The organism is Pseudoduganella chitinolytica, assembly GCF_029028125.1.
GTDB classification, from domain to species: Bacteria; Pseudomonadota; Gammaproteobacteria; order Burkholderiales; family Burkholderiaceae_D; genus Rugamonas; species Rugamonas chitinolytica.
In genome coordinates this window covers 1,402,127-1,426,074 of sequence record NZ_CP119083.1, presented here as the reverse complement: position 1 = coordinate 1,426,074, position 23,948 = coordinate 1,402,127, and the positions used below count along the sequence as shown (strand labels likewise).

General features: G+C 69.2%; 19 protein-coding genes. 4 read left to right on the top strand and 15 right to left on the bottom strand.

Annotation, left to right across the window (positions count from 1 at the left end; genetic code table 11):
* Positions 1-2: 2 nt before the first annotated feature.
* The 10 genes from PX653_RS06210 to PX653_RS06165 form a co-directional block, all read right to left on the bottom strand.
* Positions 3-836 carry a carbohydrate ABC transporter permease gene (locus PX653_RS06210; protein ID WP_277417044.1) on the bottom strand — a complete coding sequence of 278 codons (834 nt, stop codon included), beginning with the start codon at positions 834-836 and terminating at the stop codon, positions 3-5.
* A complete protein-coding gene (locus PX653_RS06205; protein WP_277417043.1) occupies positions 833-1,702 on the bottom strand; it encodes a carbohydrate ABC transporter permease in 870 nt (289 codons plus the stop codon). Before PX653_RS06205 ends, PX653_RS06210 begins: the two co-directional genes overlap by 4 nt.
* A gap of 11 nt (positions 1,703-1,713) precedes the next feature.
* Complete coding sequence (locus PX653_RS06200; protein WP_277417042.1) at positions 1,714-3,000, bottom strand: extracellular solute-binding protein; 1,287 nt, start codon at positions 2,998-3,000, stop codon at positions 1,714-1,716.
* Positions 3,001-3,191: 191 nt separating this feature from the next.
* Complete coding sequence (locus PX653_RS06195) at positions 3,192-5,126, bottom strand: glycoside hydrolase family 2 protein (RefSeq protein WP_277417041.1); 1,935 nt, start codon at positions 5,124-5,126, stop codon at positions 3,192-3,194.
* 173 nt (positions 5,127-5,299) lie between these two features.
* Positions 5,300-7,147: a family 43 glycosylhydrolase gene (locus PX653_RS06190; protein ID WP_277417040.1), complete on the bottom strand. Its 1,848-nt coding sequence runs from the start codon at positions 7,145-7,147 to the stop codon at positions 5,300-5,302.
* A 292-nt stretch (positions 7,148-7,439) separates the two neighbouring features.
* Entirely contained in the window at positions 7,440-8,996 is a 1,557-nt protein-coding gene (nagZ, locus tag PX653_RS06185; protein WP_277417039.1) for a beta-N-acetylhexosaminidase, read from the bottom strand.
* A gap of 15 nt (positions 8,997-9,011) precedes the next feature.
* Positions 9,012-9,989, bottom strand: coding sequence for a phytanoyl-CoA dioxygenase family protein (locus tag PX653_RS06180; RefSeq protein WP_277417038.1), 978 nt, complete (start codon positions 9,987-9,989; stop codon positions 9,012-9,014).
* Entirely contained in the window at positions 9,986-10,591 is a 606-nt protein-coding gene (locus tag PX653_RS06175) for a GNAT family N-acetyltransferase (protein ID WP_277417037.1), read from the bottom strand. Before PX653_RS06175 ends, PX653_RS06180 begins: the two co-directional genes overlap by 4 nt.
* Positions 10,584-11,978, bottom strand: a complete 1,395-nt coding sequence (locus PX653_RS06170; protein WP_277417036.1) for a glycosyltransferase — start codon at positions 11,976-11,978, stop codon at positions 10,584-10,586. The genes PX653_RS06175 and PX653_RS06170 overlap by 8 nt, the downstream gene beginning before the upstream one ends.
* Positions 11,979-11,999: 21 nt before the next feature.
* Positions 12,000-13,202, bottom strand: coding sequence for an MFS transporter (locus PX653_RS06165; RefSeq protein WP_277417035.1), 1,203 nt, complete (start codon positions 13,200-13,202; stop codon positions 12,000-12,002).
* 373 nt (positions 13,203-13,575) lie between these two features.
* On the opposite strand from PX653_RS06165, the gene PX653_RS06160 reads away from it, so the two are divergent.
* Complete coding sequence (locus PX653_RS06160; protein WP_277417034.1) at positions 13,576-14,871, top strand: mechanosensitive ion channel family protein; 1,296 nt, start codon at positions 13,576-13,578, stop codon at positions 14,869-14,871.
* On the opposite strand, the gene PX653_RS06155 is transcribed toward PX653_RS06160, so the two are convergent.
* On the bottom strand, positions 14,774-15,661 hold the full coding sequence (locus PX653_RS06155) for a LysR family transcriptional regulator (RefSeq protein ID WP_277417033.1): 888 nt from the start codon (positions 15,659-15,661) through the stop codon (positions 14,774-14,776). The genes PX653_RS06160 and PX653_RS06155 overlap by 98 nt on opposite strands.
* Before the next feature lie 108 nt (positions 15,662-15,769).
* On the opposite strand from PX653_RS06155, the gene hmgA reads away from it, so the two are divergent.
* Positions 15,770-17,080, top strand: a complete 1,311-nt coding sequence (hmgA, locus tag PX653_RS06150) for a homogentisate 1,2-dioxygenase (RefSeq protein ID WP_277417032.1) — start codon at positions 15,770-15,772, stop codon at positions 17,078-17,080.
* 9 nt (positions 17,081-17,089) lie between these two features.
* On the opposite strand, the gene PX653_RS06145 is transcribed toward hmgA, so the two are convergent.
* Positions 17,090-18,271 carry a PAS domain-containing sensor histidine kinase gene (locus tag PX653_RS06145; protein WP_277417031.1) on the bottom strand — a complete coding sequence of 394 codons (1,182 nt, stop codon included), beginning with the start codon at positions 18,269-18,271 and terminating at the stop codon, positions 17,090-17,092.
* Positions 18,272-18,439: 168 nt separating this feature from the next.
* On the opposite strand from PX653_RS06145, the gene PX653_RS06140 reads away from it, so the two are divergent.
* Positions 18,440-20,545, top strand: coding sequence for a TonB-dependent siderophore receptor (locus PX653_RS06140; RefSeq protein WP_277417030.1), 2,106 nt, complete (start codon positions 18,440-18,442; stop codon positions 20,543-20,545).
* Here PX653_RS06140 and PX653_RS06135 read toward each other — a convergent pair.
* Entirely contained in the window at positions 20,517-21,128 is a 612-nt protein-coding gene (locus tag PX653_RS06135; protein WP_277417029.1) for a flavin reductase family protein, read from the bottom strand. The genes PX653_RS06140 and PX653_RS06135 overlap by 29 nt on opposite strands.
* Before the next feature lie 86 nt (positions 21,129-21,214).
* On the opposite strand from PX653_RS06135, the gene PX653_RS06130 reads away from it, so the two are divergent.
* Positions 21,215-22,177, top strand: a complete 963-nt coding sequence (locus tag PX653_RS06130; protein WP_277417028.1) for a hypothetical protein — start codon at positions 21,215-21,217, stop codon at positions 22,175-22,177.
* 59 nt (positions 22,178-22,236) lie between these two features.
* Here PX653_RS06130 and PX653_RS06125 read toward each other — a convergent pair whose 3' ends face one another.
* On the bottom strand, positions 22,237-22,524 hold the full coding sequence (locus PX653_RS06125; RefSeq protein ID WP_277417027.1) for a putative quinol monooxygenase: 288 nt from the start codon (positions 22,522-22,524) through the stop codon (positions 22,237-22,239).
* Between the two features lie 69 nt (positions 22,525-22,593).
* Positions 22,594-23,901, bottom strand: a complete 1,308-nt coding sequence (locus PX653_RS06120; RefSeq protein WP_277417026.1) for a sugar MFS transporter — start codon at positions 23,899-23,901, stop codon at positions 22,594-22,596.
* Positions 23,902-23,948: the final 47 nt, after the last annotated feature.

Sequence of the window (23,948 nt, the reverse complement as noted above, 5' to 3'; positions counted from 1 at the left end):
CATCAGCCTTTCAGGCCGGTCGCGGCCAGGAAACCATGGGTGACGCGGCGCTGGAACACCACGTATGCCAGCGCCACGGGCAATGCCCCCAGCAGCGCCGCCGCCATCAGCTGGGCATAGCGCACGCCGAACGCGTCGTAGGTCTGCGTCAGGCCCAGCGGGATCGTCATCATGTCGTTCGACGTGACGATGATGAACGGCCACAGGAAGTTGTTCCAGGCGGCGATGAACGTGACGATGGCCATGGCCCACACGATATTGCCGGACATGGGCAGGTAGACGCTCCACAGCACGCGCCATGGCGAAGCGCCGTCCAGGACGGCCGCCTCGCGAAAATCCGCCGGGATCGCATCGAAGAACTGGCGGAACACGTAGATCACGACGGGCGACACCACTTGCGGCAGCACGATCCCGGCATAGGTGTTGATCAGGCCCAGCTGGTTCATCATGCGGAACAGCGGCACCAGCAGCGCCTCGAACGGCAGCAGGAAGGCCAGCATCGCCAGCACGAACAGCGTGTCGCGGCCGCGGAAGCGCATCTGCGAGAACGCATACGCCGCCATCAGGCTGACCGCCATCGTCACCAGCGTGACGAGCAGCGCCACCAGCGCGCTGTTGAACAACCAGCGCGGCACGTTGCCGGCGCCGAGGACTTTCCCGTAGGCCTCCAGCGTCCAGTGCTGCGGCAGCCAGTGGAATACCGGCGAGATCGTCTCGTACTCGGGCCGCAACGACGTCGACAGGGCCCACAGCAGCGGCGCCGCCCACAGGGCCGCCAGCACGATGCCCGCCACCGCCGCGACGATGGTCCAGCCAAGGTTGTGGCGTCCCTTCATGGCCGTCCTCCCACGCGGCGCGCGATCCAGCCCTGCAGCAGCGACAGCAGCACCACGACGATGACGAACGCCGTGGCGATGGCGGCCGCGTAGCCGGCATCGCTCTGCGTGAACGCCGTTTCATACATATAGTGCAGCGTCACACGGGTGGTGTTGTACGGCCCGCCCGTCGTCATGATGTAGGTCTGGCCGAAGATCTTCAGCGACGCGATCAACTGCAGCACCAGCGCAGTCCATGCCACCGGGCGCAATTGCGGCCACGTGATGTGGCGGAACAGGGCAAAGCCGCGCGCGCCGTCCAGCGCGGCCGCCTCGTACAGCTCGCGCGGGATGTTGCGCAGCCCGGCCAGGAACATCAGCATGTTGAAACCCACCGTCCACCAGATCGTGCCGATGGCCACCATCGGCATCGCCCAGTGCACGTCGGCGAACCAGGCCCGCTGCATGCCCAGCAGGTAGTTGACGACGCCGGACGTGGGCTGCAGCATCCAGTCGGCGATCAGGGTCATGACGGAGATCGGCAGCACGAACGGCAGGAAGAACGCGCCCTGCAGCCAGGCCCCGGCGCGCGTAAAACGGTCGACCAGCAGCGCCATCACGAGGCCCAGCACCGTCAGCGGCACCACCGTCAGCAGCGAAAAATAGAACGTGTTGCCCAGCGCGGCCCAGAACGACGGGTCCTGCACGAGCGTGGCGTAGTTGGCCAGGCCGACGAATGCGCTGGTGCGGGTCAGGCTGCTGTCGGTCAGGCTGAGCCAGAACGTCTGCAGCGCGGGGACCAGGAAGAACAGCAGGAACGCGACAAGGAATGGCGCCAGCAGCAGCATGGCGGGCAACGTCTCGCGGCGGCGATGGATGGAGGTCATTCCTGGTCCCGTCAGTATTGCGGCGCGCGCTTCTTCAACAGGCGCGCGGCTTCCGTCTCGAAACGGCGCAGCGCGTCGGCCGGGGTCAGCTGGCCCGCCAGCGGCGCCGGCAGGAACTTCGACGCAATCGCTTCCAGCGGTCCCGCCGCGCCCATGTACCAGCCATCCGGATCGTAGACCACGCTGTGCGCGGCGGCCGCGTACTGGGCATTGGGCTGCAGCGCCAGCGCCTCGGGCGACTCGGCCACCGGCCGGTAGGCCGGAATGTGGCCGCCCTCGGCCCAGCCCAGCGAATGGCGGCTGACGTAGGCCACGAACGACAGCACCGCATGGGCCTTGGCCGCCGACATCGGCTTGTCGCCATTGGCCGGCAGCGCGAAGCCGTGCGAGTCGGCCCACGTGCTGGCGTCGGCATACAGCTTGGGTAGCGGCACGATGCCGTACTCGAAGCCCAGCGTGCCGGCCTTGGCACCACGCACCAGCTCGGGCACCTCCCACACGCCGTTGATCATGAACCCCGCATTGCCGCCCATGAACTGGCTGGTGGACGCGGGATAGTCCATGCCGGACGTCGCATAGCCGGCCTGGAACCAGCCCGCGATGCGCGCCAGCGTGGCCTCGCCGGCCGGGCCGTAGGCGAAGCGGCCGTTGGCGACGACGGGCAGGCCCTGCTGGGCCAGCAGCGACAGCCACAGGCGCCAGATCGCATAGCTGCTTTGCGCGCTTTCCATCGTCAGCCCCGCCTTGCCGGTGGCCGCCTTGACGCGGCGGAGCGCATCCGTCAGCGCGTCCATGCCTTCGATGGGTTTCAGGTTGCCTTGCGCATCGAGCAGGCCGGCCTTGCCGGCCAGGTTCTTGTTGTAGTACAGGACCAGCGGATGCTGGTCCAGCGGCACCGCATAGGTACGGCCCGCATGCTGCGACTTGGTCCACTGGCGCGGCAGGAAATCGTCCCCCGCCAGGCCGACCGCCGCCAGCTCGGCCGGCGCGATGGACCGCAGCACGCCGCCGCCAGCCAGGTTGGGCAGGCGCGACAAGTGGATCGTCGCCAGGTCCGGTCCCGCGCCCACGACGGACGCCGTGATCAGCTTCGTGTAGAACGGCTCGCCCCATTTCAAGGTGGTGCTTTCCACCCGCACGGCCTGCTGCGAGGCGTTGAATTCTTCCACCAGCGCGCGCATGCGGGCGCCGTCCCCGCCGCTCAGCAGGGTCCACATGCGCACGACCTGGACCTCGGCCGCTCGCGCGGGCAGCATCGATGCCAGGGCCAGCATGCCGATCAGGGTGCGACGCTTCACCGCAGCTCCTTTGCTTGGGGTCTGTCCCCGCAGGGGACCGACCCCGGTTTCAATCGTTGGCTGGGTAATGCCATAGGTAGTTTGGTTGATCACAGGGGATTGCGGTGTTCGCCTCGGTTCGGCATGGCGCGATGCCATTGCCGTCCGCGATAAAAACCGGGGTCGGTCCCGCAGGGACAGACCCCAGGCCATCAGCGCACATGCGGCCCCGGTGGCCCGGACGTCCCCGGCTGGTCGTCGCGCCCCGCCCCGGCGGCCCCGGATTCGCCGGCCGTGGCGGCGTCCCCCGGTGACGACACCTCCGCGGCCGGCTCCTGCAGCGCGATGCGCACGTCGGCGCTCGTACCGGAGTCGAGCCAGTCCGGCAGCTCCTTGGTCGCGTGCTTCTCGCGCCACAGCAGGCTGTGCCCCAGCGGGTCCACATACCAGTCGTGCAGGCTCGCCTCCGGTCCGCGCGTGGCTTCGGCCAGCGCCTCGATCGGCGCCTTCGGCACGCGCTGCTCCGTCAACAGGCCGTTCTTCTCGTGGAACGTGTCGGTCAGCTGCGTATAGCAGAATCCCGACAGCGCGCGGCAGCGGTGGATCGCCGCCATCAGCTCGCGGTAGCGCGCCAGCAGCTCGGCGCCGTCCTTGGCAACGGAATAGCCCCAGCCCTTCGGGTCGGTCTCCTCCATGCAGGCGATGCCGCCGAATTCGGACAGGAACAACGGCTTGTCGATGCCGGAAAACCCGTCGATGACGAGACGGCGCCGGGCCGGGCGCACATGTTCGAACGTGTACGGCAGGTTCTCGCGCTTGCCATAGCGGGCATACAGCTCTTCCGGATCGATGTGGTAGTCGTGCACGTTGACGAAATCGCCGCACGGCATTTCCCAGCCGTCGTTGCCGACGACGGGGCGGGTGCCGTCCAGCGCCCGCGTCATGTGATACATGGCACGCACGAAGTCCACCTGGCGGCGGTCGTGCATCAGCTCGGGCACGCCCCACGATTCGTTGGTCGGCACCCAGGCCACGATGCACGGGTGCGAGATGTCGCGCTCGACCAGTTCCTTCCACTCCTCCATCACCCCGTGCACGGTCTCGCTGGAGAAACCGTAGGCGGACGGCATCTCGGCCCACACGCACAACCCCAGCACGTCGCACCAGTACAGCCAGCGTGGATCCTCCGATTTCTGGTGCTTGCGCACGCCGTTGAAGCCGAGGCGCTTGATCAGCAGCACGTCGTGGCGCAACTGCTCGGCCGATGCCACCATCAGGCTGTCCGGCCAGTAGCCCTGGTCCAGCACCATGCGCAGGTAGTACGGCCGGCTGTTGAGGAGGAAGCGGTCGCCATCGACGGACACCGTGCGCAGGGCCGTGTAGCTGACCACATGGTCCAGCACCAGGCCATCCTCGGCGTGCAAGGTGATCTCGGCATCGATCAGTTGCGGGCTCTCGGGACTCCACATCCAGTGCGCCCTGGCGTCGTCGATGCCCGGGTCGGGCAGCTGGAACAGCCGCGACAGGCAATCGCCCGTCAACAGGCAGCGGTCCGACACCAGCACCTGGTCGCCCAGGCGCAGCACCACGTTCAACGTGCTGTTCTTCGGCAGGTGGGCCACGTCCGCATCCAGGCGGACCTGCCACGTGAACACGTCCGCCGTCCAGCGCAGCCGGGCGATGTGCGAGTAGGCCACCTTCTCCATCCAGACGGTGCGCCAGATCCCGGTCGTGCGCGGGTACCAGATCGAGTGCGGCTCCAGCTCCCAGTCCATCTTGCCGCGCACCTTGTGCATGTCGTGCGGGTCGTCCTCGGCCTGCACGACGATTTCCAGGGTGCGACTGGACAGGTAGCGGGTAACGTCGATGGAGAACGGGCTGTGGCCGCCCTTGTGCTGGATGGCGAAGTGGCCGTTGATCCAGACCCGGGCGCGGTGGTTGACGGCGCCGAAGTGCAGCATCAGGCGTTCGTCCGGCGCCGGCAGCAGGTTGTCGTCCAGGCCGACGATGCGCTTGTACCAGACGCGCCGGCGAAAGCCCGTGTCATGCAGGCCGCTGGCGCGGGCCTCGGGCGGATAAGGCACGATGATGGTACGGTCGAACGGCACGCTGGCGGGGTCGTGGTGGGCGGCCTGGTCGTCCAGCATCGCCTGCCAGGGACCGTCGAGATTGAGCCATTGGGGGCGCCGCAGTTGCGGGCGGGGTGGTCCACGTTGTCGCTCCTCCTTTCGGTCTTTCGCTCTGTCGATCGTTGGGTGCAACGGACGCGCCACGCTGCGGCGCGCACCTGCACCCTGTGCGATTCATACTACCAGTAATATTATTGCCGACGTCGTCCGCTTGGGCGCGGCCGTTGCTCGCCCGCGACTTCGGCGGACAGGCGTGTCGCACTGACGTCGGCGAACACGGCCTGGCGGGCCCCGCCCCCCATCGCCACCAGGCCCAGGCGCAGCGGCTTGCCGCCCTGCCCCAGCCGGTGCGTCCAGACGCCGCCCCCCACCCAGTCCTTGCCGTCCTGGCTGGACCAGGCGGCGATCTGCTGCTCGGCGCCGGCGTGCCGGATCTCCAGCCGCAACCAGGTCCACGGCTGGCCCGGGGTACCCGCCACCGTGTTGCCGTAGCGGGGCCAGTTGGCCTGCTCCGGGCTGCCTTCCTTGGCGAATTCGACCTGGTGCAGGCCGGCGTCCGCCAGGACGACCAGCTTGACGTAGTTGTCGTCGTCGCCCAGCACGACCAGCCCGGCCTGCACGTGGGTCGCGCAGCAATCCTCGGGCGCATCGAGGCGTAGCTTGGCATCGATGCGCACGTCGCCCGCGGGCAGCGCGCGCGTCAGCACGGCCGCCGTGTTGACGTCGCCATACAGGTCGCCGGCACCCGTGCGCCAGGCCAGGCCGCCCTTGCCCGTCCGCCAGTCGGCAGCGGGCGGGCGGCGCAGCCATTGCCAGGCGTGGCCCAGGCGCGGGGCGGCGAACGTCTCGTGCCAGAGGCGCCGGCCGGCGTCGGCCTCGGCCGGGGGGCCCAGCGGCGGGCGCAGCGCATCCGCATCGCCGGCCGCGAAGGCAGGTGCGGGCAAGGCGGTGTCGGAAGGTCCCTTCCCGCCCGCCACCACCGGCCAGCCGTCGACCCAGTCGACCCGGTCCAGCAGGGCCAGGCGGCGGGTCAGGTCGGGCGCGGCAAACCACGGCTCGTTGCGGTCCACCGCATGGTAGATCGTCCACCACTGGCCGGCGCCGTCCTGGAACACCGTATTGTGGCCGGGGCCGATCCAGCGGTTGCCGCTCTGCGGCAGCACGGGCGTGCCGCCGACGCGGGCGGCCGCCATGTCGACGCCCTGGCGGTCCAGGAACGGCCCTTCCGGCCGCGTCGCCCGGCCCACGTACAGCGCGTAGCCCGTGAGCGGCCCCGCGCAGCAGTTGGTGGACGACGCGAACAGGTAGTAGTGGTCGCCATGCCGTACCACTTCGGCGCCCTCGTAACGCCAGTTGGTGCCGATGCGGATGGGCGCGCCCTGCACCGACCGGCCGTCGGCGGCGAGGCGCTGCACGAACATGCCGCCGCCGTAGCTGCCGTAGTACAGGTAATGCCGGCCGTCGTCCTGCGCCAGCACGTCCGGGTCGTACGTCCAATGGAACTTGCAGCCGGGTCCCGCCCGGCGCGGCGGCACCACCAGGCCGGACATCGGCTGCCACGGCCCGACGGGGGAGGCGCTGGTCGCGACGCCGATGGCGCTGTCGGTGTCGCAGCCCGGCTCGGGGCTGTGGGCATCGTCGACGTCGGTGATCGTGTAGTACAGGTGGAAGCGGCCGTTCATGTACACGGGTTCGGGAGCCCACAGCCCGGCCGTGCGGGCCGCCGGCGCGGGCCGGTCGGCAAAGGCGTCCGTCACGAACTCCCACTCGACCAGGTCGTGCGAACGGTAGATCGGCATCAGCCGGAAGCGCCAGCCCTTGCCGTCCTTCTCGGCCTTGCTGACGGGGTCCGTGGTGCAGTACAGGTACCACGTCGGCAGCACGGCCTGCGGGTCGCGCAGCACGGCCGGGTCGGCACAGTTCTGCGCCAGCGCGCCGCCGGGCAGGCGCAGTTCGAGCGGGTTGCGATATTCGGTGGCCGCCATGGCGGTGACGGCGGGGATGGCCAGTGCGGCCAGCAGGATCATACGAGCAAACAAGGGCCTCTCCCGGTGCTTGGACGCCGGTACGTTACCATGGTTTGGGGTCTGTCCCCGGTAAGTAGTGGCTGGGGAAGCTTTGCTGACGCTGCCAGGGGACCGACCCCGGTTTTCGTCCGCAGGGCTTGGGGTCTGTCCCCGGTAAGTGGTGGCTGGGGAAGCTTTGCTGACGCTGCCAGGGGACCGACCCCGGTTTTTGTCCGCGGCAATGGCGGACCGCCACGATACAAAGGCCGGTCCCTGCCCGCGATAAAAACCAGGGTCAGTCCCCTGCGGGGACAGACCCTACGCCTCACGCGCCAGTCAGCCGCGCCACCACCGGCGCCAGCGCCGGCGGCCGGCAGCCGAACGCGGCCAGCCGCCCCTGCGCCCCGGGCACCAGGTCGAGGTCGTACGGCAGCCGGCCCGCCACGACCCACAGCCGCCCGGCCGGCAGCGCGGCCAGCACGCGCCGCTGTTCCTCGACCAGCATGGCGTTGTACGTCTGCACGACGATCTGCGCCGCGTCGCGGGCGAACGCGATGGCGGCATCGGCGTCCGCCGGCGTCGGCTGGGCCGACAGCGCATGTTCCGCCACGTCGAAACCCGCCGCACGCAAGGCGTCCAGCATCGAACTGCGCGCTTCCTTGTTGCGGCCGTTGGCCACTTCGTCCACTTCGGTGCGGTCGCGCACCTCGAACGTGACCAGCGCCACCGGCGCAGCCCGGTCCAGCGCCCGGAACGCGCCCTCGACCTTCAGCGCGCGCCGTTGTACATCCGCCGCCAGCGCCAGCGCGTCCGGCGCCATCAGGCCTGCGGGTACCGCCGGCAAGTCGCGCCAGCCGCGCACGGCCACTGCCTCTTTCAGGCGGCGCACGCGGGCCAGTGCAGCGCCGATGCGCTCGGCCGACAGTTCGCCGGACGCCAGCGCGGCTGCCACCGCGTCGATGGCGGCATGCTGGCGCGCTGCCGTGTGCGAGATCAGCACGATGTCGGCGCCCGCGCGCAGCGTGCCGACGGCGCCCTGCTCGACGCCGATGCCGTCGGCGATCGCGCCCATCTCCAGGCAATCGGAAATGACGACGCCGTCATAGCCCATCTCGTCGCGCAGCAGGCCGGTCAGCACGGCGCTCGACAGCGTCGCCGGGACATCCGGATCCGGCTCGAACGCGGGGAACGCCACGTGCGCCGTCATGATCGCATCGACACCCTGCCCGATGGCGGCCCGGAACGGCGCCAGTTCCACGTCGCGCAGGCGCTGCTGGTCGTGCGCCACCAGCGCCATCGCATGGTGCGAGTCCACTGCCGTGTCGCCATGGCCGGGGAAGTGCTTGGCCGTGACGATCACGCCCGCTGCCTGCAGCCCTTCGATGGCGGCGCCGCCGTAGCGGATCACGGTGTCGGCATCCTCGCCGAAGGCGCGCACGCCGATGACGGGGTTGCCGCGGTTGTTGTTCACGTCCAGCACGGGCGCCAGCAGCATGTTGACGCCGATGCGGCGCATCTCGTCGCCGCTGATGCGGTGCAAGGCACGGCAGTCTTCCGGCGAGCCGGCGGCATGGAACGCCATCGGCGCGGGCATCGGCGTCACGCCCTGCTCGATGCGCATCACCATGCCACCCTCCTGGTCCAGCGCGATCAGCAGGGGCACGTCGGACACTGCCGCGTTGATCTCCTGCAGCCGCCGGCACAGCGTCGCCACCTGCCCCGGGGTGTGCACGTTGCGCCGGAACAGGATCACGCCGCCGATGCGGCGCTCGCGGATCAGCCGCTCGATGGCCGCATCCGGCTCCAGGCCGTCGAAGCCCACCATGAACAACTGTCCGATCGCATGAATGCCCTCATCCTGCCCTGTAGTCTGCACTGCCATAATTTCCTCTCGTTGTCAAAACTGCTCGCGCCAGGACGTCAGTCCCAGCAGCCGCTCGCCCAGCGGCGTCAATTGTGCCGTATCGTACCGCGTGCGCTCCACGCCGCGCGCATCGCCGTGTAGGCTGTAGCCCTGCGGCGCCAGCCGCTCGCGCCAGCAGCGCACGCGCCACTCGCGCGCGGCGGCATCGTCCTCGCGTGCCGGCAGCATGGCGATGTACTGCGCGATGCGGGCCCGGTCGCGGCTGACGTTCTGCCGAATGCCGTGGCACAGCCGGCTGTTGAAGATCAGCAGGTCGCCCTTGGCCAGCGGCACGCGTTCGATGGGCAGGCCCGCCACGTCGGGCCGGTACCAGTCCCAATCGGCCGGCTGGCGCGCGCGCCAGGCCGGGTAGTCGCGGAACAGCTGCGGGATGCAGCAGAAGCCGCCCAGTTCCGGGTCCAGCTGGTCGCCGATCGACAGCACGCCCTGCACGCTGTCGGCCGCGCCGTCCGGATCGTAATCGTAGTGCATGAAGCCCTTGAACGCGAAGCCCGGCTCCGGCGGCAGGTTCAGGTTGACGCGGTCGATCGACACCCACAGCTCGGGCGTACCCCAGATGTCGGCAAAGGCGCCGTGCACGCGCGGCGACTGGCGCGCATCCCACAGCAGCTGGTGATGATACAGCTCCACCATGCCGGCGTTGTAGCTCAGCTCCGTGCGGCGCAGCGCCACCTTGTCCGGCGGGTACCAGGTACGCGGGTCGGCCGGGTCCATCTCCTCGAATTCCCAGACCAGGGCTTCGATCCGTTCGACGACAGCGCGCGGCACCGCGTCGCGCACGACGACGTAGCCATTGTCCTCCCAATGACGCCAATCATCCTCGCTCAGCACGCGCAGCGGCCGCTCGCCGCGTGTCGCCAGCCGGGGTACACCCGCGCCGACGGTGGACGGGTTGCGCTCCCCGATGCTGTGCTTGCCGATCGTGTCGATGCTGTCGATGGTCCCGCTCATGGCGCCTCCGTTGGCAGCGGCCGCACCATGAAGTGCAGCCGGTCGAAAAACAGGTCCCGGGCGCCGTCGAAGGTGCCTGCGGTGGCGAAGCCGCGCCGCCGGTACAAGGGCAGCGCGGCGCTGGTCCCCCATACCGTCAGCCCGAGTGCGGTGCAGCCCGCGCCGCGGGCCACGGCCTCGGCGTCCGCCAGCAACACATCCAGCAGGCCGCGGCCACGCCAGGCCGGCTCGATGGCCAGGCTGGCGACAAACAGCTGGTCCGGCGCCGCATGGGCGGCCACGAACGCGTCGTAGGCCGCATCCATGGCCTGCACCTCGGCCCGATAATGGTTGACGGCCGGCGTGGCGGCATACTGGCCCAGCGTGGCGGCGTTGTAGAAGCCGGCGAAGCGGCCGCCCACGTACAGCGCGCGGATCTGGCGCAGCCATGGATCGATGTTCTGGCGCCGCTGCAGCGCCCGCAGGGGCAGGCCAAGGCGGTTGCCGGCGGAGCAGTATTCCAGGTAGCTCGTCTCGAACAGCAGCGCGGCCATGTGGTCCAGGTCGCGTTCGGGGACGGCCGTGCCGGCCACGAAGGCCAGCGGTGCGCGCGGATCATTCATGGGCCGACAGCTCCCTGCCGCGCAGTTGCGGCGCCGGCGCTGCGAGGCCGCCGCGGATCGGCGACCAGAAGCCACCGCGGGCGATACGCTCGCCGTTGCGGGCCAGCAGGTAGGCCGCGAACAGGCGGTTGACACGGTCCAGGCACGGATCGTCCGACAGGAACGAATAGTAATTGCAGCAATCAGGGTCCGCGCGCAGCTGCGGCGCATAGGCTGGCGGCGGCACTTCGCTGACCCACGCCAGCTCGACCAGCCGCTCCAGCAGCAGCGGGTGCGCCAGGCGCCAGTCCTGCCCGGCCAACGCCGCCACCGTACGCTCGTACGCCTGCTGCTCGGTCGGAGACAGGGGCAGCGGTGCCCCCGTGTCGCCATCCACACGCAGCCGCATGCCTTGCACGCCGCTCACCACCCGCTCCGGCCGGACATCGGCCAGCACGCCATGGTCCTGCATCAGGTCGTGGCACGGCAGCAGCGTGTGGCCCGCGTGCTGGCGCCAGCGGTAGTAAGTGGCCTGCTGCAGCGCGCCCGGTTGCAGCGTGGGCAGCGCCGCCAGCGCGTCCGTCATCTCGGCCGCCAGCGCCGTCACGGCCGGATCGCCCCGGCGCGCGACCAGGAAACCGTTCTCGTCGCGCACGAGGTTGAGCCAGGACACGTGCGTGGCCCGCACCTGCGCGCCGCTGCTGGCGAAGCTGACGTAGTCCGGCACTTCCGGCCGCGCCAGCAGCACGGTGGCGGCGCGATACGGCATCGTGTCCGCGTCCAGGTAGATGCCGCCCCACTCGCGCAGCACCAGGATGCGCAGGTAGTCCGACAGGTTGACGTAGCGGCCGGCCGCATGCAACTGCCGCAGCCGTGCCACCAGCGCCGGCACGTGGCGGCACACCAATGGCGCCAGCTCCTGCACCTCCAGTTCGCAGCCGCCGATGGTGTAGCGCGCCACGCCATCGGCGCCGGGCCGGTACAGGGGATCGCCGGCCAGCTGGGCGGCGTCCCACACCCACAGCAGCGAGCGGTACCCGGCACCGGCCGGCAGGTCCACCTCGTCCAGCGCCGCGCCCCACTGGCAGATGGCCTGGCGCACGTCGTCCGGCACCGGACCGCCCAGCCAGATCCGGTGCAGCAGCAGTTCGGCGGGCGCCAGCGGCCGGCTGGGCAACGCCAGCAACGACGAGACCCGGCGCGCGTCGAAGCGCTCGAAGTGCAGCCGCACGTGGGCCCGCAAGGCCGCCAGCCGGTGCCGCCAGCCCTGCCGCTGCAGGCGCAGGCGCTCGACGTATTCCGGCCGCACGCCGTCGTGCTGGCTGGCCAGCAGTTCCCACTGGCGGCAGGCGAGGAACTCGGCCTTCAGTTCGCGCACCTGGACTTCGTAGTCGAGATCGAACGTCATCGCATCCCTCATCGCATCCCCTTACGCCGCCACCGGCAGCACGGCGCGCTGGCGGGCATCATGGCCGCGCGCGATGTGGAACAAGCCGGCGCAGACGGCCAGCGCGACCGGCACGCCGCACCAGGCGTAGGCCTGCAGCGCGTAGCCGAAGCGCTCGCACACCGCGTTGTACAGTTCCAGGCCCAGCGCGATGTAGAGGCAGTACAGCAGGCTCATGGCGGCCGAGGTCAGGTTCATCGACTGGCCCGTGGCGGTCAGCGCGATCCGCACCAGTGCGCCGTTGAAGAGGCCGAAGCCGGCCGAGAACACGAACATGCACGCGATGAACAGCTGCGGCTGCGATGCCACGAAGCCGGCCCCGCCCAGGCCCGCCAGCGCCAGCAGGCCGCCCTGGCGCAGCAGGCGCCCCAGTGGCAGCTCGCCGCCCATGCGCTGGATGGCGAACGTGCTGAGGACGAAGCCGATGAAGATGGCGCACTGCCAGGCGATATAGGTGCCGTAGCTGGCGCCGCCGTGCTGCAACAGGATCGCCGGCGACAGGCCGATCCAGGCCGTCAGCGGCGTGATGGCCAGCCCGGCCACCAGGATACCCAGCATGAAGGTGCGGTTGGTGAAGATGGCCCGGTAGCTGGCCAGCAAACGCACCGGCGCGGCGCCGACGGCGCCGGTGGGCCGTGCGGCCGGCATCGTGCGTGCGAGGCCCAGCCACGCGATCGCCCCCAACACGAACGCGGTGACGAAGACGGCGCGCCAATCCAGTACCGCGATGACGGCGCTGCCGACCACGGGGCCGATCAGTGGCGCGAAGACGGTCGTGTTGCCCATCAAGGTGGTCAGCTTGACGGCGCGGGTGTCGTCGAACAGTTCGTGGATGGCGGCGTAGCCGATGAAGATGAAACACGACCCCATGCCCTGGAAGAAGCGGATGGCGAGGAACTGGGTGGCCGACTGCGCCAGCGGCACCAGCGCCGTGGCCAGGAGGAAGAAGGCGGCACCACCCAGCATGACGCGGCGCTTGCCCATGCGGTCTGCAAGTGGTCCTAATATGATCTGCAACGTGCAGCCGCCCAGGATGTACAGGCTGAGCGACAGACCGATATAACGGCTGGGCCCGCTGAACTCGGCCATCACCTGCGGCATGCCGGGCATGATCATGTCGTTGGTGAGGTAGACCGTCAGTTCGTACAACAGGAAAAAACCCGCAAACCACCACAGACGCTTCATTCGATTCCCCCGTCAGGTGCGACACGCCAGGCCGGCTGGATCGCAACCGGTATTGGATTGGCATGTATACTAGACCAAGTGGAATTGGATTGGTATTTTTTTTGGTGACTGTCCCCGCAGGGGACTGTCCCCGGTTTTTATCGCCGGCTCGTGAGCAGCGGTCTGCTATCGCGGAGGCGCCCGGAACGGTTGAGCCACCGCCGCGGATGAAAACCGGGGACAGTCCCCAACCCTGCATGCGCCCGCTGCGGCGCAGAGAAACTTCGGGGACAGTCCCGAAGGGACAGTCCCCACTCCCGTTGCTCAGCAGAACCGTGCGGCCATCTTGCCGTTGTGCTTGCTACCCTGCCGATGAGCAAAAGAAGGAGGCAGCATGACATTCACCAGTCAATTCACGTTCCTGCGCACCATCGACCTGGACAACTGGCTGACGGCTGCCGCCGTGGCCGTCCTCGCGTTCCTGGCGATGCACGCGCTGATCCGCTGGTCGCGCCGCCGCATCGCCAAGCTGGCCGAGGCGGGCAAGGCCGACCGGCCGTATGCCGAGGTCCTGGCCGCCACGCTGGGCCGCACCAGCGTGCTCGCGATCGCCCTGACGGCCCTGCTGATCGGCCTGACGGTGCTGGACCTGCCGGCGCCGTGGGACCTGCGCGTGCGCCACCTGTGGTTCATCACGCTGGGCGCCCAGCTGGCCCTGTACATCGACCATGCCCTGTCCGTCACGGCGAAGCGCTACTTCCGCGCGCATGCCAAGGATCCGGATGCTCCCGCCACCGTCGCCCATACCCTCGTCAACTGGGCCCTGAAGACGGTGTTGTGGACCGTCTTCCTGCTGGCCGTGCTGGCGAACCTGGGCATCAACATCTCCGCGTTCGTGGCGAGCCTCGGCATCGGCGGCGTGGCCGTCGCGCTGGCCGTGCAGAACATCCTGGGCGACCTGTTCGCATCGCTGTCGATCGCCGTCGACAAGCCGTTCGAAGTGGGCGACGCCATCGTCGTCAACGGCGTCTCCGGGTCGGTCGAGAAGGTCGGCCTGAAGACGACCCGCATCCGTGCCGACAGCGGCGAGCAGGTCGTCATCGCCAATGCCGACCTGCTGAAGAACACGGTGCGCAACTACAAGCGCATGGCCAACCGCCGGGTCGCGTTCTCGCTGCTGTTCGATCCCGCCACCCCCGTGGCCATGGCGCGCGAGCTGCCGGCACGCCTGCGCGAGATCGTCGAGCGGCAGGACGCCGTGCGCTTCGACCGGGCCCACCTGAAGAACGTGACGCAGGATGCGCTGGAGTTCGAGGTCGTCTATTTCGTGCTGGTGCCGTCGTACGGTACCTTCATGGACACGCAGCAGCAGGTGCTGCTGGGCGCCCTGGAACTGATGGAGGAACTGGGCGTGGGCAATGTGCGGCCCGTGCAGCGGGTGGCGGTGGACATGGCGCATGGCCTGCGTGTGGTGGGCGAGGACGAGGACGACGACAAGAACGACGAGGACGAGGACAAGGATAACGACAAGGCAAACGATGGCGACAGAGCCGCGCCGCCGGCGCCGCGCGTGGGGGCATGCGCCCCTGACGCTACTCGCCGAACTGCGCCACGATCAGCTCGCGCAGCCAGGCGTTGCCGGGGTCCTGGCCGAAGCGGCGATGCCAGAACACGTTGGTCTGCAACGTAGGCAGCGTCAGCGGCGGCTCGATCCAGGCCAGGCCGAACGGTGCGGCGGCGCGCTCGGCCAGCTTTTGCGGCACCGTCACGACCAGGTCGCCAGCTCCCACGATATACGGCACCGCCGTGAAATGCGGCACGCTGGCGGCCGCCACGATGCCGGCCTTGGCCAGCAGCCCGTTGACGCGGTCGTACGGGCTGTCCACCGCATCGACGATCAGGTGCGCCGCGCCGGCGAAGCGTTCCACATCGACCGGCCCGTCCATCAGCGGATGGCCGGCGCGCAGCATCGTCACGAAGCGCTGGCGGAACAGCTGGCGCTGGAACAGCGCCTCCGACATGTCGTCGAAGGCGCCGATGGCGAGGTCGACCCGCCCCGTTTCCATTTCCTCCTTCAATGCGATGCTGCCGGCGCGCACCGAGCGCACCCGCACGCCGGGCGCCAGCTGGCGGCAGCGTTCGATCAGCACGGGCATGAAATAGACCTCGCCCACGTCCGTCAGCGCGAGCGTGAAGCGGCGCTCGCTGGTGGCCGGATCGAAGCCGCTGCGGTAGTTCAGGGCCTGCGCCACGCTGGCCAGCGCCGCGCCGATGGGCTCCGCGATCTGCTCCGCGAACGGGGTCGGCTGCATGCCCTGGGCGGTGCGCACGAACAGCTCGTCGTCGAATACCCGGCGCAGGCGCGCCAGTGCGTTGCTGACGGCGGACTGCGTCAGCCCCAGGCGGCGGGCCGCCGCCGAGATCTGGCGCTCGCGGTAGACGTGCTGGAACACGGCCAGCAGGTTCAGGTCGATGTCCATCGAGGCTCCAGGCATTTACGGTATGAATAGTCTACATTCAACTATTGATCTCGTAAAATACTATCGGGTGGTCTACAGTGCCTGGAAACCCTCAACAGGAGACGCAACGTGACAGCTTCCACCAGCCTGCCGGACGGCTACCAGGTCGGTTTTGGCAACGAATTCGCCACCGAGGCCCTGCCCGGCGCCCTGCCGGCGCACCGCAATTCGCCGCAGCGCGCGCCATACGGCCTGTACGCCGAACAGATTTCCGGCACGGCCTTCACGGCGCCGCGCAGCCACAACCGCCGCTCCTGGCTGTACCGCATCCGTCCGGCCGCCCAGCACGGCGAGTTCGAACGCCTGGACAATGGCCGCATCGTCAGCGCCTTTACCAACGCGGCGCCGCCGAACCAGCTGCGCTGGGACCCGCTGCCGGCGCCCGGCGCGCCGACCGACTTCATCGACGGCTGGGTGACGATGGCCGGCAACGGGTCGCCGGAGGCGATGACGGGCTGCGCGATCCACCTGTATGCCGCCAACCGCTCCATGCAGGACCGCTACTTCTACGATGCCGACGGCGAACTGCTGATCGTGCCGCAGCAGGGCCGCCTGACCCTGCGCACGGAGCTGGGCACGCTCGACATCGAGCCGCAGCAGATCGCCGTGATTCCGCGCGGCGTGCGCTTCGCGGTGGACCTGCCGGACGGCAGCGCGCGCGGCTACATCTGCGAGAACTTCGGCGCGCTGCTGCAACTGCCGGACCTGGGGCCGATCGGCTCGAACGGCCTGGCCAACCCGCGCGACTTCGAAACGCCCGTCGCCCGCTACGAGGAGCGCGAAGGCGCGTTCAACCTGGTGGCGAAATTCTGCGGCAACCTGTGGCAGGCGCCGATCGGCCATTCGCCGCTGGACGTCGTCGCGTGGCACGGCAACTACGCGCCCTACCGCTACGATCTGCGCCACTTCAACACGATCGGCTCGATCAGCTACGACCATCCGGACCCGTCGATCTTCCTCGTGCTGCAGGCGCCGTCCGACACGCCGGGCGTGGATACGCTGGACTTCGTGATCTTCCCGCCGCGCTGGCTGGCCGGCGAGGACACGTTCCGCCCGCCCTGGTTCCACCGCAACGTGGCCAGCGAATTCATGGGCCTGATCCACGGCGCCTACGACGCCAAGGAAGGCGGCGGCTTCGTGCCGGGCGGCGCCAGCCTGCACAACTGCATGAGCGGGCACGGTCCGGACGCCGCCACCTTCGACAAGGCCAGCGCCAGCGACACCAGCAAGCCGGCCAAGGTGGCCGATACGATGGCCTTCATGTTCGAGACGCGCAATGTGATCGTGCCGACCGAGCAGGCGCTGGCCAGCCCGCAGCGCCAGCGCGACTACCAGCAGTGCTGGGCCGGCATCCGCAAGCATTTCCACAGCGGCCGCTGACCTGCAGCGTCATGGGCCGGCGCTGGCGGGACTGTCCTGCTGGCCCGCCAGCGGGGCCGCCACGTTCGGTTTGTGCTGAGGAATCCGCACCACGAACTCGCTGCCCTTGCCGACGCCCGGGCTGCGCACCTCCACCGTGCCCTGGTGCAGGCTGACGATTTCCTTGACGAGGGCCAGCCCGATGCCCAGCCCGGCACCGCGGCCGCTGGACGCGTCGCCCGCCTGCGTGAAAACCTCGAAGATGCGCGGCAGCAGGTCGGCCGTGATGCCGCGGCCGTCGTCGCGCAGCGTCAGCACGACGTGGCTCTGGTCGGCGGTGGCCGTCAGCCACGCGTTGCCGCCCCGCTGCGTGAACTTGATGGCGTTGTTGCACAGGTTGACGACGACCTGCTGCAAACGCCGGGCATCCGCCTCCAGGTAGATCGGCACCGTCGGCGCCACCAGGTGCAGCGCGACGCCGCGGATGCCGGCGGCCTCGCGGCACATGTCCAGCGCCTCGCGCAGGAAGCCCTGCAGCTCGACGATGCCGTACTCGATGCTCAACTTGCCCTTTTGGACCCGCGTCAGGTCGACCAGGTCTTCGATCAGGCCCTCCAGGCAGTCGACCTGGCGGCCGATCACGCGCAGCGGTTCGGCCAGGCGGCCCGTCTCGTCGCCCTGCCGCTGCAGCAGCTGCACGGACATCTTCAGCGGCGACAGCGGATTGCGCATCTCGTGCACGATGGTGGCCAGGAAGCGTTCCCGTTCCTGCTGCGCCTGCTCGTGCTCCTGCAGCAGGTTCTCCAGCGTCTTGGCGCGTCCGCGCAGGTGGGTGGTGTCGCGGAACACCTTGACGAAGGCGGAGCGCGCGCTGCCCAGCGGCAGGGTCAGGCCGCTGGACCAGAAGCGCGTGCCGTCCTTGCGGATGTGCCAGCGTTCGTCCTCGGCCACGCCGACGATGGCGGCGGCGCTGGCTTCGTGCTCGTCCAGCTTGCGGGCCCGGTCTTCCGGTGTGAACAGCAGCGCCGTGGGGTGGCCCAGCACCTCGCCGGCCGCCCAGCCCGTGATGGCGTGCGCACCGCTGTTCCAGCCCGTGATGCACAGGCCGGCATCGAAAAAGACGACGCCGAACTGGCGCGTGCCGCCCAGCATCAGTGCGCCAAAGGCGGCCGCGTCGTCGTCACTCCATGAACAATGCTCTGCCTGTGTCATGTCTTCCTCATGGGAACCGGGCGGCGGGTACCGGCCCGGCAGGGCTTCCGGAGTCGATTCTAGCGGTGAATCGGGTCAAGCCGCGCGACAGTACGTAGAAATCGTTACTTGTTAATGATTATCATTTAGGGGATGATGTTGCCTTCCTCTACAAACACGTTTCTTCTCATGCAACTCCGTTCCTCGCAGCCGACCGCGCTGGCCCTCGCCCTCGGCCTGGCGTTTCCATATGCCGCACAGGCGCAGTCCGACGACGCCGCGCTGCAGGCCGTGCGCATCACCGCTGCCCGCGCCGAGGGATTCGTGCCGCACACGGTGGAAGCGGGCACCTTCCGCGGCGGCGACATCATGGATGTGCCGTCCACCGTCAACGTCATCACCCGCGAAGTGCTCGCGCTGCAGGCCGCCGGCGGCTTGTACGACGCGGTGCGCAATACCGCGGGCGTGACGCGCCAGCAGAACGGCGGCGAAACATGGGACCAGCTGGTGGTGCGCGGCATCGCCGTCGAGAACCGCACCAACTACCGCCTCAACGGCACGCTGCCGATCATGAACTTTTCCCAGGTGCCGATGGAGAACAAGGAACGGGTCGAAGTGCTGAAGGGCGCGACGGCCCTGTACTACGGCTTCACGTCGCCGGCCGGCGTCGTCAATTTCGTCACCAAGCGGGCCGGCGCACGGCCCGTCACCAGCACCGGCCTCACGATGGACGACAACGGCAGCGCCATCGCCTCCATCGACGTGGCGCGGCGTTTCGGCGCCGATGGCGCGCTGGGCGTACGCGTCAACGCGGCCGGTGGCACGCTGGGTTCGCACATGACTGGCGTGGGCAACGGCAACCGTGCCTTCGCGTCGGTGGCGCTGGACTGGAAGGCCAGCGCGCGGCTGCGCCTCAAGGCGGATGCCGAATACGACCGCCGCCGCGTGACGGAGCAGGCGGGGATCGCGCTGCCGGCCGCCGTGGCCGGCGCGATCGCACTGCCCCGCCCCGTCGATCCGCGCCGCGCCGTGGGTCCGGACTGGGCGCTGTTCGCCACCGAGTCCGCCAACATCCAGCTGCGCGCCGACTATGCCGTCAGCGACGACTGGGCCCTGACTGTCGAAGCGGGCCATGCGCAAACCAAGCGCGAGCGCAACCTGGCCATCTTCCGCTTCGCGAACGTGGCGGCGGTGACAAATGGCGCGGGCCGCATTGCTGGCAATATGCAGCACCTGGACGTGGACTCGGACATGGTACGGGCGGAGCTGTCCGGCACCGTCACCACCGGCGCCGTGCGGCACGACGTCACGCTGGGCGCGACCCGCACGGACAAGGGCCAGGCACCCATCTACCAGGCCAACTACACGATCCCGGCGCAGAACCTGTATGACCCGCTGCCCGTCTCCCACGCGGCCGGCACGACGATCGGCACGGTTCCCGCGACGCCGACGACGGCCGCGCTGGACAGCCGCGACGCCGGCCTGTACCTCGTCGACCGCATGACGCTGTCCCCCGCCTGGCAGCTGGTGGCGGGCGTGCGCGCCGCGCGCCTGCGCAGCGACCAAGGCGCCGCCCACTACAGCGTCGACAAGACGACACCGCTGGCGGCGCTGGTCTGGCGCCCCGCCCCGGAGTGGTCCGTGTACGCATCGGCCGCGCAGGGGCTGGAGGAAGGCGAGGCGGCGCCCACGGGCAGCGCCAACCAGGGCGAGCGCCTGGCGCCGGGCGTCAGCCGGCAGAAGGAGCTGGGCCTGCGCTGGCGCGCGCCCGTCGGCACCTTGCTGCAGGTCGCGCTGTTCGACATCGACCGGCCCGGCTACTACACGAACGCGGCCAACGTGTTCACGGCGGACGGCACACAGCGCTACCGGGGCGTGGAGCTGTCGGCACAGGGCAAGCTCACCCCGCGCCTGTCCTGGCAGGTTGCAAGCCAGGCGCTCGACGCCGGATTCCGCGACATCGGCGCGGCCTACGACGGCAAGCTGCCGGAGAACGCGGCAAAGCATACGGCCAGCGCGTTCCTGGCATATGAGGCGGCGGCCGGCCTGACCGTCCACGCCGGCGCCTATTACACGGGCCGCCGTCCCGTAAACGACCTGAACCAGGCCTTCCTGGGCGGCACCACCCTGTTCTCGACGGGTGCGCGCTATGCGACGCAACTGGCGCAGCAGCCGGTCACCTGGCAGCTCAACGTCGACAATGCGGCCGACAAGCGCTACTGGGCCGGCGCCGGCACGCGCCTGGCGGCCGGGCTGCCGCGCACCGTCAAGCTGGCGATGAAGGTGGACTGGTAGCGTCTTCTTCGGCGTGCGCCGACAACGGCGCGCCGATCGCATAGTAATGGCCGCCCGCCACGTGGTGCAGGCTGCGCCATTCCGGACCCGCTTCCTCGAAGCGCCAGTGGCCGTTGGCGAACACGCGCGGGTCGGCCCACGCGCTTTCCACTTCGCCGATGAAGAGGTCATAGGCCTGCTGGTTGTGCGGCTCGGACACCAGGCGGCACACCAGCCAGGCGGCGCAGCCCTCGACCAGCGGATCGGCGCCGCCGCCCGCCTGGAACAGCGTGACGCCGCAGTTGCGCAGCTTGTCCGCATCGTCGGCCATGCTGGTGTTGCCGACCGCCTGCGTCAGCCGCAGCTGGCGCGCGGTCGGCACCTGCAGCACGAAGCGGCCGCTGGCCTCGACCAGCGCGCGCGTGCGGGTGCTCTTGTCCAGCACGACCGTTACCTTGGGCGGCGCGAAATCGAGCGCGCAGGCCCAGGCCGCGGCCATGACGTTGGCCACGCCGTCATGGCTGGCGGACACCAGGACGGTGGGACCATGGTTGATGAGGCGGTAGGCCTTGGCCAGTTCGACGGGGGCGATGTGAGTATCCATGCGGCCGATTATAGCGACGACGGGACTGGCGCGCCGGCGCGGCTGCGCTCACAATACGCGCTATCGAGACGGCTGAGGAGAACACCTTGCAGATCCTGGAAGCGTATTGCGAAGAGCTGGATGAGACGATCGACATCTACGGCGCCCAGCGGGCCTATTTCGCCCAGCCGGCCGGCCAGCGGCGGCGCTTCACGTTCCGCTGCTCCGACCCGGCCTGCCGCGCCGCCTGCAATCCGCTGGTTTCCGGGGTCGGCTACCACAAGCTGGCCGAGGAACGCGAGAAATTCCGCCAGATCCACTTTCGCGCGCCGCCGGACCATCCGCACCTGGACAGCTGCATCTGGGTGCGGGACGAAGCCAGCCGCACGGCCGGCGACGATCCCGCCGGCACCCGGCGCGAGCGCGCCAAGGCCACCGACGTCATCGACGTGTTCGCGCCGCGGCGCGCGGACAAGCCGGCCGGCGCGGCAGCCGCGGGCGCCAGCGCTCCCACCGCCGCCATGCCGGTCGATGGCGACGCACCCGGACGGCCGCGCACGGGCCAGTCCCGCACGGGGCTGCTGGAAAAGTTCATCGATTGCTGGGCCCAGTTCGAAGGCGACGCGCTGAAGGAGCAGACCGTCACGATCGAGGGCGAGCGTTTGAGTTACCGCCAGGCCGTCACGCAGGTGCGCTTCATCGCGCCCGCCACCAACGGCCGGCGCATCGTCTACGGCGGCGCCCGCATCAGCCTGTGGCCGGCGGATGCGCCCAAGCGCGTGTACATCAACTTCCTGGACGAGTGCGAACAGTTCGGCGAGCATGAAGGCAGCCGCAAGCTGGCGATCGACCTGCCGCTGGCCCGCATCGACGACTACGCGGGCGGCGGCCTGCTGCTGAGCCGCCTGGCCGAGGGCCGCTCGGGCAAGAACTACGTGCGCGTGTTCGCCTGGGGCAGGATCGAGGACAACGGCGCGAAGCCGGGCTGGCGCCTGCTGCTGGAATCGCTGGACAACCTGGTTGTCAAGGTCATCGCCCGCGCCGGCACCAACGCCAACGCCAGCACATGAGGCGCCACGGCCGGGCTCGTGTCCCCGCGGTGATCCGCGTTGGACATGGGCCGGGCCGTTCAGGCCAGCTTGGTCAGCTTGTCGATGCGCAGGTCGGCCTTGCCGACGACAGCGCCGGCCAGGTCGCGCAAATGAGGGGTCTTTTCGTGCGCGGCCAGCGCGTCCGCGCCGGTCCATTCCTCCAGCATGACGAAGCGGTTGGCGTCGGCATTGTCGACGTGCAGCTCGTAACGCAGGCAGCCGCTTTCGGCACGGCTGGGCGGCACGACCGCTTCCAGCGCGGCGCGTACCGCCTCGCGCTGGCCCTCGCGGGCGGTGATGGTGGCGACGACGATCAGATTGCTCATGGGAACTCCTGTAGTGATCCGGCCACGATTGTAGACGCGCCCGGCAAACTCTGCCGGGCGCGTCCGATCTTACTGGCGGGTGGCCGCGTCGGGGAACGCGTTGGTGGGCTTGGCGCCCCACACGGCATAGAACAGCACGTACAGCTCGCATGCGGCCGTCAGCAGGAACGAATTCTGCAGGCCGTAGGTATCGGCCAGCCAGCCCTGCACGACGACCAGCGCGCCGCCGGCGATCGCCATGATCAGGAGGCCGGCGCCCTCTTCCGTCAACGGCCCCAGGCCGCGGATGCCCAGCGTGAAGATGGTCGGGAACATCACTGAGTGGAACAGGCCCACGGCGATCAGCGCCCACATGGCGGTCGGCCCCGTCGTGAAGGTCGCGACCAGCATCACGATGCAGGCGCCGATCGCGGCGCCCGCCAGCACGCTTTCGGCCGAGATCGAGCGCATCAGCATGCTGCCGGCAAAGCGGCCCACCATCATGCCGCCCCACAGCAGGAACAGGTAATGCGACGCCTGCTCATGCGTGACATTGCCGATGTGCGGCTGCGAGACGAAGTTGATGAACAGGTTGGCGACGCCGATCTCCGCGATCAGGTAGATGAAGATGGCGGGGATGCCGAACACCAGGTTGCGGTGGCGCCACAGGGAGTGGTTGCCCCGGTCGGCCTTCTCGACACGCTTGCCGCCCATCGCCGGCAGCGGGTAGCGGGCGATGGCGATGGCCAGCAACACCAGCACGAACGCAACGATCAGGTACGGCAGCTGCACCGCCTGCGCGTCCGCCAGGCGCTCGGCCTGCGTCAGCACCTGGTCGGCGCCGGCCGTGCCGCCCGTCGAGCGGCCCAGGATCAGGTAGCCGCCGAACAGCGGTGCCAGCGTGGCGCCCAGCGAATTGAACGCCTGTACCAGGTTCAGGCGCGACGACGCGGTGTCGGCGGGACCGACCACGGCCACGTACGGATTGGCCGCCACCTGCAGCAAGGTGATGCCGCAGGCGATGACAAACAGCGCGAACAGGGTGACGCCATACGACGGCAGGCGCGCGGCGGGAATCATGCCGAGCGCACCCACGGCCATCATGACGAGACCGATGACCATGGATTTCTTGTAGCCGACCCGTTCGATCAGCCGCGCGGACGGGATCGAGGCGACAAAGTACGCAATGAACCAGACCGATTCGATCAGTGTCGTCTGCGTGTAGCTGAGTTCGAACACGCTGCGCAGGTGCGGCAACAGCGTGTTGTTGATGACGGTAATGAAGCCCCAGATGAAGAACAGGCTGGCCAGCAGCGCCATGGCGGACTTGTAGCTGGACGCGGCCACGGGATGCCCGATGGCGGCGGGAGAAGAAGAGGATGCGATGGGCCCAGGCACGGAAGGTCCTTTCAGGGTATGAAAGGCGTTATCGTAAAGCGCACATT

Excerpts from the sequence above, each read along its gene's own strand:
- PX653_RS06210 (WP_277417044.1), bottom strand. The coding sequence starts at position 836 with ATGAAGGGACGCCACAACCTTGGCTGGACCATCGTCGCGGCGGTGGCG.
- PX653_RS06205 (WP_277417043.1), bottom strand. The coding sequence starts at position 1,702 with ATGACCTCCATCCATCGCCGCCGCGAGACGTTGCCCGCCATGCTGCTG.
- PX653_RS06195 (WP_277417041.1), bottom strand. The coding sequence starts at position 5,126 with ATGCTGGACGACCAGGCCGCCCACCACGACCCCGCCAGCGTGCCGTTC.
- nagZ (WP_277417039.1), bottom strand. The coding sequence starts at position 8,996 with ATGGCAGTGCAGACTACAGGGCAGGATGAGGGCATTCATGCGATCGGA.
- PX653_RS06180 (WP_277417038.1), bottom strand. The coding sequence starts at position 9,989 with ATGAGCGGGACCATCGACAGCATCGACACGATCGGCAAGCACAGCATC.
- PX653_RS06175 (WP_277417037.1), bottom strand. The coding sequence starts at position 10,591 with ATGAATGATCCGCGCGCACCGCTGGCCTTCGTGGCCGGCACGGCCGTC.
- PX653_RS06170 (WP_277417036.1), bottom strand. The coding sequence starts at position 11,978 with ATGACGTTCGATCTCGACTACGAAGTCCAGGTGCGCGAACTGAAGGCC.
- PX653_RS06165 (WP_277417035.1), bottom strand. The coding sequence starts at position 13,202 with ATGAAGCGTCTGTGGTGGTTTGCGGGTTTTTTCCTGTTGTACGAACTG.
- PX653_RS06160 (WP_277417034.1), top strand. The coding sequence starts at position 13,576 with ATGACATTCACCAGTCAATTCACGTTCCTGCGCACCATCGACCTGGAC.
- PX653_RS06155 (WP_277417033.1), bottom strand. The coding sequence starts at position 15,661 with ATGGACATCGACCTGAACCTGCTGGCCGTGTTCCAGCACGTCTACCGC.
- PX653_RS06145 (WP_277417031.1), bottom strand. The coding sequence starts at position 18,271 with ATGACACAGGCAGAGCATTGTTCATGGAGTGACGACGACGCGGCCGCC.
- PX653_RS06140 (WP_277417030.1), top strand. The coding sequence starts at position 18,440 with ATGCAACTCCGTTCCTCGCAGCCGACCGCGCTGGCCCTCGCCCTCGGC.
- PX653_RS06135 (WP_277417029.1), bottom strand. The coding sequence starts at position 21,128 with ATGGATACTCACATCGCCCCCGTCGAACTGGCCAAGGCCTACCGCCTC.
- PX653_RS06125 (WP_277417027.1), bottom strand. The coding sequence starts at position 22,524 with ATGAGCAATCTGATCGTCGTCGCCACCATCACCGCCCGCGAGGGCCAG.